We start from the raw sequence: 16,374 nt of genomic DNA on the forward strand, positions 1-16,374 counted from the left end.
CGCCGCGGACCACCAGATGCTCGAGCCGCGCGTCCTATAACAGTGGAAATCAACCTGCTGGGGCACCTTGAGGTCCGCCATGGCGAGCGGGTCGTGCCGGTTCAGGTCCCGCGGCACCGGACGGTGCTGGCCACCCTGGCCCTCGCGGCCGGTCGGGCGGTCTCGGTGGGCCAGCTCCTGGAGGCCCTCGCCGGGCCGCGGGAGATCAGCTCGGGAGTCGTCCGCGTCTATCTGAGCGACCTGCGGAAGATCCTGCCCAGGGATCTCATCGAGAGCGTCCCGGGCGGCAGGGGCTACCGGCTGCGCGTCGAGCCGGGGCAGGTCGACGTGGAGCGGTTCCGGGCGCTGCTCGCCCGTCGCGACGGGAACGCGGCCGCACGCGTGCGCGTCCTGCGCGCGGCGCTGGACCTGTGGCGGGGCGACGCGCTGGAGGACGTCGAGTCCGACCACCTCCAGCGGATGGAGGCGGTCCCGCTGGAGGAGCTGCGGGCCGAGGCCCTGGAGGAGCTCTGCGAGCTGCGGATCGGGCTGGGAGAGCACCAGCGGGTCCTCACCGAGCTGCGGATCTTCGTGGCCAGGCATCCGCTGCGGGACAGCGCGTACCGGCTGCTGCTCATCGCCCTCTACCGCTCCGGCAACCTCGGCGAGGCGCTCGCCCTCTACGACCGGCTCCGCCGTGTCATGGCCGAGGAGCTCGGCACCGAGCCGTCCGCGCGGCTGCGCCTGTTACACGAGCGGATCCTCCGGCAGGATCCGGCCCTCGGCGCCGACGACCGGCCGCCGCCCGCGGAGCTGCCCCGCGACGACCCCGACTTCACCGGGCGCGCCCGGCTCCTCGACCGGCTCGACACCGCGTTCGCGACCAGGCCGGGCGGAGCGCCGCTGCCGATCGTCCTATACGGCCACGCGGGCGTCGGCAAGTCGACCCTGGCGGTGCACACGGCCTGGCGGCACCGGGAGCGCTTCCCCGACGGGCAGCTCTTCGCCGACCTGCGCGGCGAGCCCGACCCCGGCCCGGTCCTGGCCCGATTCCTGCGCTCACTCGCCTTCCCCGGCGGGGCGATCCCGGCGTCCATGGCCGAGCGCCTGGCGGCGTACCGGACGCTCACGGCGGGGCGCACGCTGCTCGTCCTGCTGGACAACGTATCCGGTGAGGAACAGGCGCGCCCCCTGCTGCCGACCGGGCCGAACTCGGTCGCGCTCATCACCGGGCGGTCGCCGCTGGCCGGGCTCGCGGGGGCCAGGCCGTACGAGGTGGATGTCTTCACCCGGGACGAGGCGCGCTCGCTGCTGGCGAGGCTGGGGGGCACGGGGCGGGTCGAGACGGACGGCGCGGCGACCGATCGCGTGATCGACGCCTGCGCGGGGCTGCCGCTCGCCGTCCGGGTGGTGGGGTCGCGGTTCGCGGCGAGCCGGGACGTCTCCACGGCGGGGCTGGCCAGGCGGTTGCGGGACGAGCCGTCGCGGCTGGACGAGATGCGGGCGGGGGACGTCGCGGTCCGTACGCCGCTGGAGCTCGGCTACGAGAGCCTGGACGACGAGCTGAAGTCGGTGCTGCGGCTGCTGGCGCGGCTGTCGGCGACGGACTTCGCAGCCTGGGCGGGCCTCGGGCCGGCCGGATGGGCGGAGGCGGTCGCGGGTCTCGGGCTGCTGCAGCGGCTGGCGGGTGACGCCGCGGGGCAGGACCGTTTCCGGCTGCACGAGCTGATGCGGCTGCTGGTCCAGGAGCGTCCGGGGCCGCGGGAGGGGCTGGATCGTCTGGCGGACGTCGCGCTGGCGCGGGTGCGGGCCGCGGTGCTGCCGTTGACGTCGGAGGAGTTCGACCTGAGCGGCGGGCCGTCGATGGACACGACGGACGTGCGGGACGGCGTCGAGTGGCTGGACGCCGAGCGGGCCTTCCTGGTCGCGCTGGTGGCGGATCTGGCCGGCCGGCCGGACCAGGCGTGGCGGCTGGCGCACGCGCTCACCCCGTTCTTCGAGGCGCGCCTGTACCTGGACGAGTGGCGGACCGCGAACCGGTACGCGCGGGCGGCGGCGCTGGAGGCGGGGGACGGTCGCGGCCACGCGCTGGTGCTGCGGGATCTGGGTGATCTGAAGCGCGCGCGGCACGATCTCGCCGGGGCGGTCGAGACGTACCAGGAGAGCATGGGGCGGTTCATCCGCCACGGCGAGCCGCAGGATCGGGCGTGGGTGCTGCTGCGGCTCGGGCTCGTCCACCTGGAGCGCGGCGAGCAGGCCGTGGCCGAGCGCATGCTCGCGCACGGCCGGACGGAGTTCCGGGCGGGCGGCAACCGCCGCGGCGAGGCGCGCTGCCTGCGCGGGCTCGGCGCGCTGCGGCACCGCGCGGGCGACGAGGAGGTCGCGCGCGACTGTTTGATGAGCGCCCTGACGGCCCTGCGCGACCTCGGCGACCGCCACGCCCAGGCGGCCTGCCTGCACGACCTGGTGACCGTACGGCTGGCGCGCGGCGAGGTCGCCGCCGCCCGGCGGCACGCCGAGGAGGAACACGACCTGGCCGGCCGCCGTCTGCGGGACCCCCGGCTGACCGCCTACGGCCTGCTCAGCCTGGCCCTGGTCCGGCACGCCGAAGGCGACCCCGCGGCGGGCGCGGACGCGGGAACGGCGGCGGCCCGGTTGTGCACGCTGGGCGACCGACACGGGCACGCCTGGGCGCTGGCCGCGGTCGGCGAGCTCACCGGCCAGCACGACGAGCTGGAGCTGGCCCGCTCGATCTTCGCCGAACTGGGCGACGTCCACGGCCAGAAACGGGTCCTGCGCCTGCTGAACCGATCCTGAACCGGCCGAGTCGCACGCTGTCCTCAGTTCGCAGGGAGGGACCCTGCGGGAAGGCAGGTAACAGCGATGAAGTGGATCTCCCGAACCGCCGCCGCCCTCGCTCTCGCCGTCACGCTCGGCATGGGGGCGGGCGCCGCCACCGCGAGCATCGCCCCGGCTGCCACCGCGAGCACGGCCTCGGCGGGCTACGGGCTCGGCACGTTGAACTGCGGGCCTTGGACCTGCAGCCTCTACCTCAGCCGCGGCGTCACCCGCGCGCTCGCCGCGGCCTCCGACATCGGCCCCGAGTTCCGCGCCGCCTGCGCGGGCTCGCCGCATCGGCTGGTGCGGGCGGCCTGCTACAGCCTGACGGTCGCGGTGGCGGCGGCGCGCTGGAAGCTGGCGCAGACCGCCGGCAAGAACCAGTGCCTGCGGATCCGTTTCATCCGGCACAGCCTCGCGGTGGTCGGGCTGTACTCGGACGGCAGCCGCTGGTGCCAGAACTGAACGGGTTGAACGGTGGCGGGACGGGCGCGGGGGCCGTCCCGCCATCGCCGTTGCGGGGAGGAAGGCCGACGGCCTATCGTCGAGACGCGTCCAGGATCACACCTCCGGGGGGCGCCCGTGCCCGACGTGCCGCGCCACATCGGCGGTTACCGTGTCGTGCGGCTGCTCGGCCAGGGCGGGATGGGGGTCGTCTACCTGGCCGAAGGGCCCGGCGGCGAGCAGGTCGCGGTGAAGATGATCCGCGGCGAGCGGCTGGACGACGCGGGGTACCGGCGGCGGTTCCGGCGGGAGGCCGAGATCCTGCGGCGGGTGGCCGAGTCCGCCCCCTTCTGCACGGTGGGGATCGTCGGCTCGGGCGTCGACGGCGACCGCGCCTACCTCGTCACCGAGTACGTGGACGGCCCCGACCTGGCCGTACGGGTCCGCCGGTCCGGGCCTCTGGCCGGGGAGGAACTGGTCGAGCTCGGCGTCGGGATCGCCGCCGCGCTGCAGGCCATGCACGGGGCGGGCGTCGTCCACCGGGACCTCAAACCGGGCAACGTGCTCCTCACCCCGACCGGCCCGAAGGTCATCGACTTCGGCATCGCGCAGATGGCCGGCGGCCTCACCACCGCCACCGGGAACGCGCCGGGCACGGCCGGGTACATGTCTCCCGAGCAGGCCATGGGGCAACCGTCCACCCCGGCCTCGGACGTGTTCGCCTGGGGCGCCGTGATGGCGTACGCGGCGACCGGCCGGTGCCCGTTCGGCGAGGACGCCGCTCCCGTGGTGCTGCACCGGGTCGTGTACGAGGAGCCTGATCTGGAGGGGGTCGACGAGAGGCTGCGGGATCTCGTCGGGTGGGCGCTGCACAAGCAGCCTGAGCGGCGTCCTGACGTTCAGCAGGTGTACGCGGCGCTGACCGGCTCCCCCGGTCAGGGGCCCGCTCCGGTCCCGGATCTGTCGTGGACGGTCCCCGACCCGCACGGCCCGGCCGGGGAGGTCCGGCGGCCGCGCCTGTCACGGAGACTGTTCGGCGTGGTGGCCCTGCTCGTTGTCCTGGTGGCGGCCGTGGTGCTGCTCGGGCCCCTCGGGATGGTCTCCGGCACTGGCAGGCGGGTGTGCGAGGAGACCGCGCGGACCGTCTCCCAGGGCCTCGAACCGACCGGCTTCGACACCACCGGCAAGTCGGTCGCGCGGAGCGACGGGTCAGGGCAGTGGACGATCAAGGATTGGGCGATCAAGTCGACGGGCGGCTACACCTGGACGGGGATCCGCGCGGAGCTGCCCGACTGGTGCAGGTTCCAGGTCGACCTCGACGTCACGGTACGACGCCCGACCCAGACGCCGTCCCCGGGCATGGGCTGGGGGTACGGCCTCGGCGTCTGCTCCCGCTTCGACGGCTCCCAGCCCCGCGGCCTGTCCCTGCAGTACGCCTTCTACCAGGGCGGCAAAGGCCAGCTCAACCAGCTCGCGGTGACCCACCTGCCCGCCGCCAACACCTACCCCGACGCCCAGCCCGACACCCCGCCGGGCGGCCTCGACTACGGCACCCACCACTGGCGCATCCTGTACGACCGGGGCAAGGTCGCCTACCAGCTCGACTACGGCGCGACCCAGACCTCTTGGTACCCGGTCACCGGCTACCCGCTGCTCGCCGACTGCCTCGGTTCGGAGTTCCTGCTGCGCGCCTGGCTGGCCGAGGTGGACGTGCGGAACCTCGTGGTCAGCCCCGGCTGAACGGATCCTGAACAACCGATCCCTACGGTGAGGGACGGGAAAGGAGCCCACGATGAAACCAGTTCTTCTCGCCACCGCCACAGTGGTGGGCCTGCTCGCGCCGCTCCCCGTCCTCGCCTCCCCGGCCTCCGCCTCGGTCTCGGCCCAGGCGTCGGCCTCGGCCCCGGCGTCGTCCGTGGAGTGCGCCCGCCGCGCCTGGGAACGGATCGGCGGCCTGAGCGTGGCCGACCGGAGGGCCGGCCTGTTCAAGTGCAAGGGACAGCCCTTCTACCACGCGGGCCTCGTCGGAGGGGTCGCTCGCGACCTCGTCCGGGTCTACGAAGAGAACCCGTCGACCGGGCGGAGGGGGTACTACGGGAAGTACGCGGGCAGCAGTGGCGAGGCCGCGACCAGGGCGCGGGTGCTGGCGGACGGGGACAGGGCCTGGGTCTGCCTCCGGCTGAGCGGCGCCACCGGCTTCTCCTGCTCGAAGGCGTACCCCTACCTCGAGGCCTGCGAGGGCGTCGACCCCCGTTCGACGTCGTCGACCATCCCGAGGGGGTGCCGCCTGTGAGGGGCGGGCTCAGGGGCCGATGTGCACGTAGGGCGCCCAGGACACCGGGCTGCCGAACCCGGCGATCCCCCTGAGCCGCCGCACCGCCTGGTGCAGCGCGATCGCCGGGCCCTCGCCGCCGGCGAGCCTGCCGTACACCTCGCCCGCCAGTTCGGCGGCGGAGGCGTCGTTCAGCCGCCAGAGCGTGCCGATCACGTGCCGGTATCCGGCGAGCTGGAAGGCCGCCGCCAGGTGGATGGACTCGTCGGCCAGCGCGGGGTCGCCCTGCGCGGTCTCGCAGGCCGACAGGAAGGCCAGCTCGCCTTCGGCGGCGCCGGTCCTGGCGAGATCGAGCACGGTCAGCTCGCCGTCGTGCAGCGCCAGGTGGCTGGCCGAGGGGTCCTCCGGGTTCTGGCTGCCGTGGCAGGCGAAGTGCGCCCGGGGGTGGCCGGGGATGGCGCCGAGCACGGCCTGCCGGGTCGCGGCCCCGTCCTCGAGTACGGTCACCCGCTCGCCGAGCGCGTCCCGCACGGCCCGCACCTCGCCGGGCACGGCGGGCAGGTCCGCGTAGGCGTCGCCGGATCGGGGCGTGGTCCGCAGGCCGACCACGAGCGTGGCGGGGAGGTCGTCGGCCGGTGCGGTGCCCCGCGCCCGCAGCAGCGCCTGCAGGGTCGGCGTGTACGAGGAGACCACGTGGTCGCCCACCCACTCGGCGGGCTGGTCGGGCAGGTGGCGGCCGGCGGCGTGCAGGGGCAGCGTCGAGAGCGGCCCGGTCGGGTACCACCAGATCCGCCGGGTCGCCTCGCCGGGCGTGTCACGCAGGCCGAGCGCGTCGAGGATCGGCCGGGCCGTGGTGTCCCACAGCCACTCCAGGGTGGTCAGCACCGTCTGGGTCGCGGCGATCCGGGCGGCGACGCCGGCCGGCGGTGTGGCGAGCGCGTCGTGGAAGGCCCGCGCCCGCTGGACGGCGTCCTCGTGGGTCAGCCGGGGCAGCGGCAGGACCCGCAGGTCGTCGGCGGTCAGCAGCAGCGCGTCACAGCGCCTGTCATCGACGTTGACGATCACGACGGGGCCTTCGGCGGCGGCCTCCCGCAGGGCCGTGAAGTCGGGAGCACGCAGGAAGCGGTCGAAGTCGGGCAGTTGCCTGATGTGGTCGCGCAGTTCGGCGAACCGGGCCGTCACCCGCCTCCTGCGGTCCACGCTGTCCCACTCGCGGGGGCCGCCGAGCCCGTCGCCCTGGAGGGTCTCGGGGCCCTGCCGCTCGCCGTCGCGGCTGTCGAGCACGGCGCACAACCGGTCGAACTCGGCGGCGAGCTCCGGATGGCGTTCGCGGAGCTGGTTCCGGTCCGTCCTGGTCTCCAGGAGCTGCGCCCACAGCACGCCCCTGCCCTGCTCCAGGAGCTGGACGGCGGACCTGGGCGAGCCGCAGGCCAGCGCCGCGGCGGCCGCCTCGCAGGCCAGCCCGGCCACCTCCTTGAGCTGGTTCTGCTGGGAGTAGCGGTCCAGGCCGCGCCAGGCGGCGAGCGGCAGCAGCTCCTGCACGCAGACCCGGTAGTGCTCCAGCGCCTCGACCGGGCGTTCGTGGTGCAGGTTGTAGGCCGCGTACATCCGGGTGTTGGTCAGCCTGGTCGAGGTGGAGGCCGAGGTCACCTCGGTGGACAGGCGGAAGGCGGCCATCGCCCGTTCCATGTCCCGGCGGCGCCCGTAGCGCTCGTACCGCGTGTTCAGCGCCAGGCCGAGCTGGGAGGCGCGGCCCGAGAGGATCGGGTGGTCCCGCGGGGTGGCCGTGACCGACGCCTGCAGCGCGCGGATCGCACCCCACAGGTCGCGGTTGCGGCCGGACCGCCAGAACCGCATGAGCAGGCCGTGGCCCGCCACGTGCTGGTGGCTCGCCCACGCCGGGTCGTCGTCGGGGGTTGCGGCGAGCCCGTCCTGGCCCAGCCGGATCAGCTCCTTGAGGTCGTCGTCCTGGTCGGTGGCGAGGTAGCGGGCGCTGTAGAGGAGCGCCAGGCCCTTGGTGACGATCGGCCGGTGGGGGTGGTTCGGGGGCAGCGCGGCGAGGGCCGTGCGGTTGGCCTCGATCGCCTCGTCCAGGTCGGCGGGCCTGCCGTACAGGTCGAAGCGGCGCATCAGCATGCCCGCCTTGTTGTAGAGCAGCGACACCCGCTGGCGGTGGTCGGCGGCCGGTTCGGCGATGGCCGTGTCCAGGGTTTCGATCGCCTCGGTCATGGCGTTCAGGTCGCCCCAGTGCAGGGCGCGCTCCCACAGGGCGGCGGCGAGCGTGCTGTAGGCGATGAGCCGGGCCGGAGGGAGGTTCGGGAACGCGGTCAGCACCGACCGGGCGAGGTCGACGGAGGTGTCGATGTCGGCGGGGTCGCCGCTCAGCGTGAAGCGGTGCGACAGCGACAGCGCGAGCTGCACCAGGCAGAGTGGGCGCTGCCGGTCCCCCTCGGCGAGGCCCTGGGCGGCCTCGCGGATGACGGTCACGGCGGCGTCCGCGTCGGCTCTGCCGCCGGTCCGCACGCTGCGCATGCGCAGCGCGTCCGCGAGGTTGATGGCGGCGGTCGCCTGGTCCGACACCCGCCCGCGCAGCCTCGCCGCCTCCTGTCCGGCCGCGACGGCCGCGTCCAGGTCGGCCAGCGAGCCGGTCTGCTCGGCCCGCACCTTCAGCGCGGCGGTCAGCCCCGAGAGCACGACCTTCCGGGTGGGGTGCCCCTGCGGCAGCTCGCCCGCCGCCTGCTGGTAGGCGGCGATGGAGGCGTCGACGGCCTCGGCGTCCCCCGTGAGAAGGAACTGCTGCGACCGCGCCCGCGCCAGCGCCACCAGCCGCTCCCCGTGCGCGACCCCACCCGCCGGTACGGCACGCAGCGCGCTTTCCGCCGCGCGGACGGCGGCCGCGTTGTCCGCGGGATCGCCTGACGTTTCGGAACGTTCCTGCAGGGATCTGCCCAGGATCGCCTCGTAGACGACCCGGTCGGGATGTGTCGCGGGGGTCGCGTCGACGGACGCCCGGTGCGCCGCGATCGCCGCCTCCAGGTCGGCGGGGTCGCCGCCGCGGTGGTACCGGACGGTCAGCACGTGCCCTCGGGCGTTCTCCACGCCCGCCCGGTCCGGATGGCCTTCGGGGACCAGCCGGGCGGCCTCGTCGGCGGCGGCGAGCGCGGCCTCCAGGTCGGCGGGGTCACTGGCCATGTCGAACCTGACCGCCAGGCCGCGGGCGACGTCCGCCCGGGTCACGCCTCTGGTGTACGAGTCCGCGGGCATCGAGTCGGCGGCCTGCTCGAACAGGTCGAGGCTGCGGTCGAGGTCGCCGGGGTCGGCGGTCTGGCCGTACCGGGTCATCAGCGCCCTGCCCGCCGCGAGCCTCAGGCTGAGCAGGTCGTCTTCGTCGCCGGGCGCCGCGGCGAGCACCTCGTCGGCCACGGAGATGGCCGCGCCGAGCTCCGCCGGAGTTCCGGTGCAGGCCCTGAGCAGGTTGCCGCTCAGGATGATCGGGTCGCGGGACGAGTCCGCGGGCAGGTCGGCCAGACGCCCGGTGATGGAGTAGCGGGTGATGGACGCCGAGGCCAGCTCCTGCCGTAACTCGTCGTCGGGCGCGACGGCCAGCGCGGCGTTCACCCGCGCGATGATCTCGTCGACGTCCTCCAGCCGCCGGTCGCTCCCGACCCGGTTCCAGAGCAGGCTGCGTAGTTGCTCGTGGGCCACCTGCTCGTGAGCGGGCCTGGTTGGGGTCCACGGCGGGAAGCCGGTAAGGGCGTCGCGCAGCATGGTGATCGCCTGGTCCCGGTCGCCGGGATCGTCGGTCCGCCTGAACCGGACGAGCAGCATCACGCCGTACTGCAGGCGGCCGAGGCGGCGGCCGGGCGCGTTGGCCGGCATCCGGGCGAGGACGGCGGCGCAGCTCTCGATGGCCTCGGCCAGGTCCTCGGCGCGCTCGGAGACGGTGTGGCGTTGGAAGATCATCGAGGCCCGCAGCAGCTCGTAGGCCCACCGGTCGGGGCTCCGCGGCGGAGTGGCGTCCAGCGCCCCGCCGATCATCTCGATCGCGGAGTCCAGCAGGGCCGAGTCCCCGGACTCCCCGGCGCGGGCGAACATGGCGAACGCCAGTCGGCTCCGGCGTTCGACGCTGCCGTCGGCGTCGGGGGCCAGGGCGTCCCGGCAGAGGGTGAGCGCCTCGGCGAGGTCGCCGTCGGAGCCTCCGCCGCCGACGCGCCGCCTGGCGATCGCCACCCCCAGCTTCGACCGCGCCCGGACCGAGTCCGGCTGGATCTCCATGGCCTGCCTGAACAGGCCGATCGCGGTCTCCATGTCGGCCGGATCGGCTCTGGCGTCCCAGCGGCCGATCAGCGCGTCGGCCGCGTCGACCAACCGGTCCGGCCGCTCCTCCGCGTCGGGCGGCGTCTGTTCGAGGGCTGCCAGGCAGGCGGCGACGCCCGCGTCCAGGTCCTCGTCGCGGGCGTGGCGGACGTGGCGTAACAGCAGCGCCCTGCCGTAGGGGGCCAGCAGCGCGGGCTCCCCCTCGTACAGGGCGATCGCCTGGTCCAGCGCATCGGTCGAGTCTTCGCGCTGGAACTGCGCCACCAGCTCGGCCGCGGTCTCGGCAATGTGATCCATGGCACCCCGCAGTTGGGATTTGCTCCGAAGATATACCGCCGTTTCGCTGTGTGACGGGCAATGCACGGATCCGGTCCGGTCCGCCCGACCGTCGGGATGCTCGGCCTGGCAGCGGGGAGGCTAACTCCTGCCCGCCCTGGAACGCCAGAGCAGCCAGACGAAGTACGGCGTGCCGAGTATGGCGGTGACCAGGCCGGCCGGGATCTGGGCGGGGGCGATGACGGTCCGGCCGAGGGTGTCGGCGAGGCTCACCAGGAGTGCGCCGAGCAGCGCGGCCACCGGCAGCAGCCGGGCGTGGTTCCCGCCGACGAGCGCTCGGGCGGCGTGCGGGGCGACCAGGCCGACGAAGCCGACCACGCCGACGGCCGACACCGCGGTCGAGGTGAGCAGGACGGCGCCGCCGAGGGCGGCCAGCCGTACCGGCTCCAGGGGCACGCCCAGGACTCTGGGTGTGTCCTCGTCCAGCGCCAGCAGGTCCAGGTCCCGCCGCAGCAGGACAACGGCGGGGACGACCAGCAGCAGGGCGACGGCGACCGGCAGGAGCTGGGCCGGGATCCGGCCGTAGGTGGAGCCGGACAGCCAGGTGAGGGACTTGCCGGTGTCGAACGGGTCGGACTTGACGATGATGAGCACGGTGACGGCGGTGCAGAAGGCGTGGACTCCCACGCCGATGAGGACCAGCCGGTCCGAGCTCAGCCCGCCGCGCCAGGCCAGCAGGTAGACGACGGCGAAGGCGAGCACCGCCCCGGAACCGGCGGCCGCGGACATCGCCCACATCCCGGCCATCGGGGCGATCGTCAGCAGCCCGATCGCGCCGACGCCCGCGCCGGCCGTGATGCCCAGCACACCCGGTTCGGCGAGCGGGTTGCGGCACACCGCCTGGACGGTCGTACCGGCGACCGCGAGAGCGGCTCCCGCCAGTACGGCGGCCAGCACCCTCGGGTAGCGCTGGTCCAGGACGTAGGTGAGGGCGCGGCCGGTCCTGCCCTGGAGCCAGTTGGCGACGTCGCCGCCGAGCAGCCAGGTGTCCCCGGCGAGCAGGCCGAGCACCACCGCTCCGGCCAGGAGGACGGCGCAGCACCCGGCCACGGTCCAGAACCCGGCGCGGGTCCGGTGCGCGGTCCGCACGGTGGGCGGCTGCCGGGTGGGTCCGGCGTCGCGGTGGCGCCCGGCCAGCCATACCAGGATGGTGGCGCCCAGCATCGTGGTCACCACGCCCGGCGGGACGTCCACGCCCGCCTGGCCGCCGAGGACGGCGCGCAGCGCGATGTCGGCGGCCAGCAGGATCGCCACTCCGGCGAGCGCCGACAGCGGCAGCATCGCGCGGTGCCGGTGCAGCCCGGGAAGCCAGTGCGCGAGCAGGCGGACGATCACCGGCGCGCACAGCCCGACGAAGCCGATCGGCCCGGCGATGGTCACCGCGGCGGCCGACAGGAGCACAGCCAGCAGCACCGCCAGCAGGCGCAACCGCCGCACGTTGACGCCCAGCACGGCGGCGGTGTCGTCGCCGAGGCCGAGGATGTCCAGCCGGGGCCCGAGCACCGTCCCGGCCAGCGCGGCGAGCGCGATCACCGGTCCGAGCCGGGTGACCGCGACCAGGTCGCTCTGTACCAGGGAGCCGCTGCCCCAGGCGAACAGGCCGGTGGTCTGCTCCTGGAACAGGATCATGAGCAGTGTGGTCAGCGAACTGAGCGCGAGCGAGGTGGCCGATCCGGCCAGGATCAGCCGGGTGGTGCCGGTCCTGGCGCCGGACGACAGGGCCAGCACCAGGGCGGCGGCGGCGAGCCCGCCGACGAAGGCCAGCCCGCCGGAGAGCAGCGTCGGCAGCGTCAGGCCGAACGCGGCGGCGGCGGTCACCGCCAGGTAGGCGCCGGAGCTGACGGCGAGGGTGTCCGGCGAGGCCAGCGGATTGCGGGCGATCGACTGCAGCAGGGCGCCGGCCACGCCGAGGGCGACGCCGACGGCCGCCCCGGCGGCCAGCCGGGGCAGCCGGGAGGCGACCAGGACGCGCGCGGCCTCCTGGTCGTCCCCGCCCAGCGCGAGCCTGAGCAGGTCCAGCGCACCCACGGACGAGGTGCCCTGGGTCAGGTGGACGGCGGCCAGCAGGACGACCGCCGTCAGCGCCACGACGAACGCGCCGGCGGTGCCGAGCCGCCGCAGCGGCGGGGCGGGGGGTGCCGGGGTCAGGACGGGCGTGCTCAACCGGTGTAGGCCTTCACAAGCGCGTCGGCGTACTGCGCGCACGACCGCGGCCCGCCGAAGGTCCAGATGCCGTTGGGCAGCCGGTTCACCTGCTTGGCGGCGACGAACGGCAGCGACTTCCAGATGGCGTTGCCGGCCAGCCCCTCGGCGAACACGTCGACGCCGTCGGAGGCGTTGTAGAAGAAGCGCACGTCGCCGTCCTTCAGCGCGGTCAGCCCTTCGACGTCGGTGTTGCCCAGGCCCCACGCCTTGTCGACCTTGCCGGTCCAGGCATTGGCCAGTCCGAGGCGGGCGGCCACGTCGGAGACCAGCGCGCCCTGGCCGAACATGCGGATCGAGATCGTGCTGCCTTCCTGGTAGCCGTCCGCCATGACGAACTTCTTGCCCGCGGCTCCGGCGGCGGCGATCTTCCGCTTGCCCTCGTCGAGGGCCGCGTCGAAGTCGGCCAGCACCTTGGTGGCGACGTCGGTCTTGCCCACGGCGGTGGCGATCATGTTGAAGTCGGCGCGCATCCGGCCGAGATTGTCGGCGGTGTCGCTGGCCTTGGCGACGAGGACCGGCGCGAACTTCTCGAGCTGGGCGATCAGCGCCGAATTCCCATTGGCCTCCATGAGGATCAGGTCCGGCTGGAGGGCGGCGATCGAGTCGACGCTCGGCTCGCTGCGGTTGCCCACGTCCTTGACGGTGGCGTCCAGCTTGGCGGCGGTGACCCAGGTGCCGTAGCCCTTGACGTCGGCCACCCCGGCGGGCATGACGCCGAGGCTGACCAGCATCTCGACCTCGCCCCACTCCAGGCCGACGACCTTGGTCGCGGGCTTGTCGAGGGTGATCTGCTTGCCCCGGCCGTCGGTGACGGTGACCGGACCGGCGGCGGGGGCGTCCGCCGGGGCGGCGGCCTGGCCGGTGGGCGCCTCCGTGGTGCCGCAGGCTCCGAGGGCCAGAGTCGCGGCGAAGATCGCCAGAGCAGTGCGCAGGGGGCGCATGGTTGTTCCTCTCATGTTGTCGCGTGAGCGTTTCGGGTGTGCCGGCCGACCGGTCTGGTGCGCACGGTTCCGGTCCGGGGGTCGGTCGTGACTTCGATGCGGATGCCGTACGCCTGGGTGAGCAGGTCCTCGGTGAGCGCCTCGGCGGGGGTGCCGTCGGCGCGTACCCGGCCCGCGTGCACGAGGACGACGCGGTCGGCGATCTCGGCGGCCTGGTTGAGGTCGTGCAGCACGACGCCGACGGCGACCTGGTGCTGGTCGGCGAGGTCGCGGACGAGTTCCAGCAGTTCCACCTGGTAGCGCAGGTCGAGGAAGGTGGTCGGCTCGTCCAGCAGCAGCACGCCGGTGTCCTGGGCCAGGCAGGTCGCCAGCCAGACGCGCTGCAGTTCGCCGCCCGACAGTTCGTCGACGGCCCGATCGGCCATGGCGGCGACGCCGGTGAGCTCCATCGCGCGGGCGATGGCGGGCTCGCCGCCGGGGTCGGCGGCACGCCAGCGGCCGCGGTAGGGGTGGCGGCCGTAGCCGACGACGTCGCGGACCCGGACGCCGGTCGGTGTGGGGCGGCTCTGCGCCAGCAGCGTCACCTGGCGGGCGAAGTCGCGGGCCGGCAGGTCCGCGGCCGGGGTGCCGTCGCCGAGCCGTACGGCCCCGGCCTCCGGCTTGTGCAGGCGGGCCAGCGCGCGCAGCAGGGTGGACTTGCCGCTGCCGTTGGGGCCTACCAGGGCGGTGACCATGCCGGGGGTCAGCGTGATGCACGCGCCGTCGATCACCGTGCCGCCGCCGTAGCCCAGGCGCAGGTCGGTACCGCTCAGCGCGGTCTCAGTCGGCACTGGCCCGCTCCACATCCGTGCGGGGGACGGGGGTGGCGGCCGTCTGGCCACTGCGCTGGTAGGGGACGGGCATAGAGCGCTCCGGAGATCGGTGAGGCATTTCACTTAGGTTAGCCTCACCTAATTCCGACACCAACATCGGGGGTTCGCACGCCTCGACAGATCACCACGAAGGGATGAAACAGGCCACGCCCGGGCAATCCCTGCTGCTCACCTCATCGCGCCGCCCCTTGCTCGCGGACGATCGACCGGGAAGCGACGAGACCGTCAGCTTGGCCGGGGCGTGGGCGCGGGCCGCATGATCCTCGGCTTGGCCGGGGTGTGAGCGGGGGCCGCGTGATTCTCAGCCGAGGACGACGCCGGTGACGGTGGTGCCCTCACCACGGACGCCGTTGATCGACAGGCTGCCGCCGATCTCGGCGAACGCGGCCCGCATGCGTACGAAACCGCCGGTCGGCTGGTCGGCGGTGAAACCACGCCCGTTGTCGCTGACCGTCATGCGGAGGCCGCTCCCCCCGACGGTCACCGCGATCGACACGGTGCTGGCGCCGCTGTGCTGCTCGACGTTGGCCAGGGTCTCGCGCAGCACGGTGAGAACTCCCCGCGCGATGGGCGACCGCACGTCGGTGCCGGGCAGGGCCCAGGTCTCGACGGCGATCCCGGTGCGCGTGGACCACTCCGCCAGGCAGCCCTCCAGCGCCTCGGCCAGACTCTGCCCTCCGCGCATACGCGTAAATTTCGACAAAATTCTCTCGCCCTTCATGAGCCAGCCCGGAGAGATGATACTCAGCCGGCCATTCGCAAACCGGCGACCTTGCGAGAATCGCCCCCGGCCCAGTCCGGCCGACCACCGGTCCGGCCGACACCCCCGGCATGCGCCGGTCCACCCGTGCTACCGTTTGGGCATATGCCCAATACGAATGCCCAGTGCGACTGTCCAGCATCTTCGGGAGGGACGGACATGAAGGCGCTCATCTGCGGAGCAGGCATCGCAGGTCTCACGCTGGCCTGGCACCTGGAGCGCGCGGGATGGGAGGTCGAGCTAGTGGAACGCGCGGCCGCCTTCCGCGACGGCGGTTACATGATCGATTTCTACGGCCCCGGGCTGGAGGTCGCCGACCAAATGGGGCTGAGCCCCCGGCTACGGAAGCTGGGTTACGCGATCGACGGCCTCACCTACGTCGGCGCGGACGGACGCCAGTCGAGCCGCCTGGACATGCCGGACAGCCTCGGCGCGATCATCAGCCTGCCGCGCGGCGACCTGGCCCGCGCCATCCTGGACGACGTCAAGGCCCCCATCCGGTACGGCACCAGCGTCCAGACGGTGGACCAGCACGGCTCCCACGTCACCGTCGGACTGACCGACGGGACGACACACGAGGCCGACCTGCTCGTCGGCGCCGACGGAGCGCACTCGCGGGTCCGCGAGCTGGTCTTCGGCGACGAGCGCCGGTTCGTCCGCTACCTCGGGCACCACGTCGCCGTCTTCCTGCTCCGGAACGAGGCGCTCAACAGACCAATCGGCAGGCGTTACTGGGCGCTGACCCTCCCCGGCCTGTCGGCGGGCGCCTACGCGCTGCGCGACGGCTGGCTCGCCACCATGTTCCTGCGCAGGGAACCCGATCCCGCCCTGCCGGACGACCCGGCCGCGACGCTGCGCCGGCACTTCGGCGGTCTCGGCTGGCTCGTCCCCGAGATGCTCGCCGACCTGCCGGACCCGCGCGAGATCTTCTACGACCAGGTGATCCAGATCGAGATGGACAGGTGGAGCGAGGGCCGCGTCGTCCTCCTCGGCGACGCCTGCCAGGCCGTCTCCCTGTTCGCCGGGCACGGCTCCTCGATGGCGATGGCAGCCGCCTGGGTACTCGCCGACGAGCTTCGCAAAGGGGAGACCCTGACCGAGGAGTTTCGCGAAGACGGGAAGGCCCTCACCGCCGACGCGCTTCGCGAAAGCGGGGGCGCGCTCGCCGCCTACGAGAGGCGGATGCGGCCGACGATCGCGCACACCCAGGCCCTCGGCCGCAGGGTCGTCGAATGGATGGCCCCCGCCACGAGCCGGCGGATCGGCGTCCGCGACTGGATTCTCCGCGCGGCCACGCTGCCCGGCCTCAGCCGCCTCCTCCTCAACTCCCTCACACCCGGAACCCGCGGCCTCATCGGCCGTCGCCCCACCCGGTTGCGGGACCTCGGATGAGGACCCCACCCTCCGGCG

Annotated in this window: 10 protein-coding genes; 5 read left to right on the plus strand and 5 right to left on the minus strand. The window is 73.9% G+C overall.

The genetic code is table 11. The features are described from left to right. Positions 1 to 42 precede the first annotated feature (42 nt). From ABZ911_RS08115 to ABZ911_RS08130, 4 genes are all read left to right on the plus strand, one after another. Positions 43 to 2,796 (plus strand): BTAD domain-containing putative transcriptional regulator, encoded by a 2,754-nt coding sequence (locus ABZ911_RS08115; protein WP_358053183.1) that lies wholly within the window; start codon positions 43 to 45, stop codon positions 2,794 to 2,796. A gap of 66 nt (positions 2,797 to 2,862) precedes the next feature. Further along, the gene (locus tag ABZ911_RS08120) at positions 2,863 to 3,282 is read left to right on the plus strand and encodes a hypothetical protein (RefSeq protein ID WP_358053185.1); all 420 of its coding nucleotides are present in this window, start codon (positions 2,863 to 2,865) and stop codon (positions 3,280 to 3,282) included. Positions 3,283 to 3,294: 12 nt separating this feature from the next. Further along, positions 3,295 to 5,001: a serine/threonine-protein kinase gene (locus ABZ911_RS08125; RefSeq protein WP_358053187.1), complete on the plus strand. Its 1,707-nt coding sequence runs from the start codon at positions 3,295 to 3,297 to the stop codon at positions 4,999 to 5,001. A gap of 52 nt (positions 5,002 to 5,053) precedes the next feature. Next, complete coding sequence (locus ABZ911_RS08130; protein WP_358053189.1) at positions 5,054 to 5,554, plus strand: hypothetical protein; 501 nt, start codon at positions 5,054 to 5,056, stop codon at positions 5,552 to 5,554. 9 nt (positions 5,555 to 5,563) lie between these two features. Here the strand turns inward: ABZ911_RS08130 and ABZ911_RS08135 are convergent, their stop codons facing one another. The 5 genes from ABZ911_RS08135 to ABZ911_RS08155 form a co-directional block, all read right to left on the minus strand. After that, entirely contained in the window at positions 5,564 to 10,147 is a 4,584-nt protein-coding gene (locus tag ABZ911_RS08135; RefSeq protein WP_358053191.1) for a CHAT domain-containing protein, read from the minus strand. A gap of 120 nt (positions 10,148 to 10,267) precedes the next feature. Then, positions 10,268 to 12,349, minus strand: coding sequence for an iron ABC transporter permease (locus ABZ911_RS08140; RefSeq protein WP_358053193.1), 2,082 nt, complete (start codon positions 12,347 to 12,349; stop codon positions 10,268 to 10,270). Further along, the gene (locus ABZ911_RS08145; protein ID WP_358053195.1) at positions 12,346 to 13,332 is read right to left on the minus strand and encodes an iron-siderophore ABC transporter substrate-binding protein; all 987 of its coding nucleotides are present in this window, start codon (positions 13,330 to 13,332) and stop codon (positions 12,346 to 12,348) included. Before ABZ911_RS08145 ends, ABZ911_RS08140 begins: the two co-directional genes overlap by 4 nt. Before the next feature lie 11 nt (positions 13,333 to 13,343). Next, entirely contained in the window at positions 13,344 to 14,162 is an 819-nt protein-coding gene (locus ABZ911_RS08150; RefSeq protein WP_358053197.1) for an ABC transporter ATP-binding protein, read from the minus strand. Between the two features lie 343 nt (positions 14,163 to 14,505). Next, the gene (locus tag ABZ911_RS08155; RefSeq protein ID WP_358053199.1) at positions 14,506 to 14,889 is read right to left on the minus strand and encodes an ATP-binding protein; all 384 of its coding nucleotides are present in this window, start codon (positions 14,887 to 14,889) and stop codon (positions 14,506 to 14,508) included. A 234-nt stretch (positions 14,890 to 15,123) separates the two neighbouring features. Here ABZ911_RS08155 and ABZ911_RS08160 point away from each other — a divergent pair, with 234 nt between their 5' ends. Then, positions 15,124 to 16,356: an FAD-dependent oxidoreductase gene (locus tag ABZ911_RS08160; protein ID WP_358053201.1), complete on the plus strand. Its 1,233-nt coding sequence runs from the start codon at positions 15,124 to 15,126 to the stop codon at positions 16,354 to 16,356. Positions 16,357 to 16,374: the final 18 nt, after the last annotated feature.

This window comes from Nonomuraea sp. NPDC046570, from assembly GCF_040645915.1.
Taxonomy (GTDB): domain Bacteria; phylum Actinomycetota; class Actinomycetes; order Streptosporangiales; family Streptosporangiaceae; genus Nonomuraea.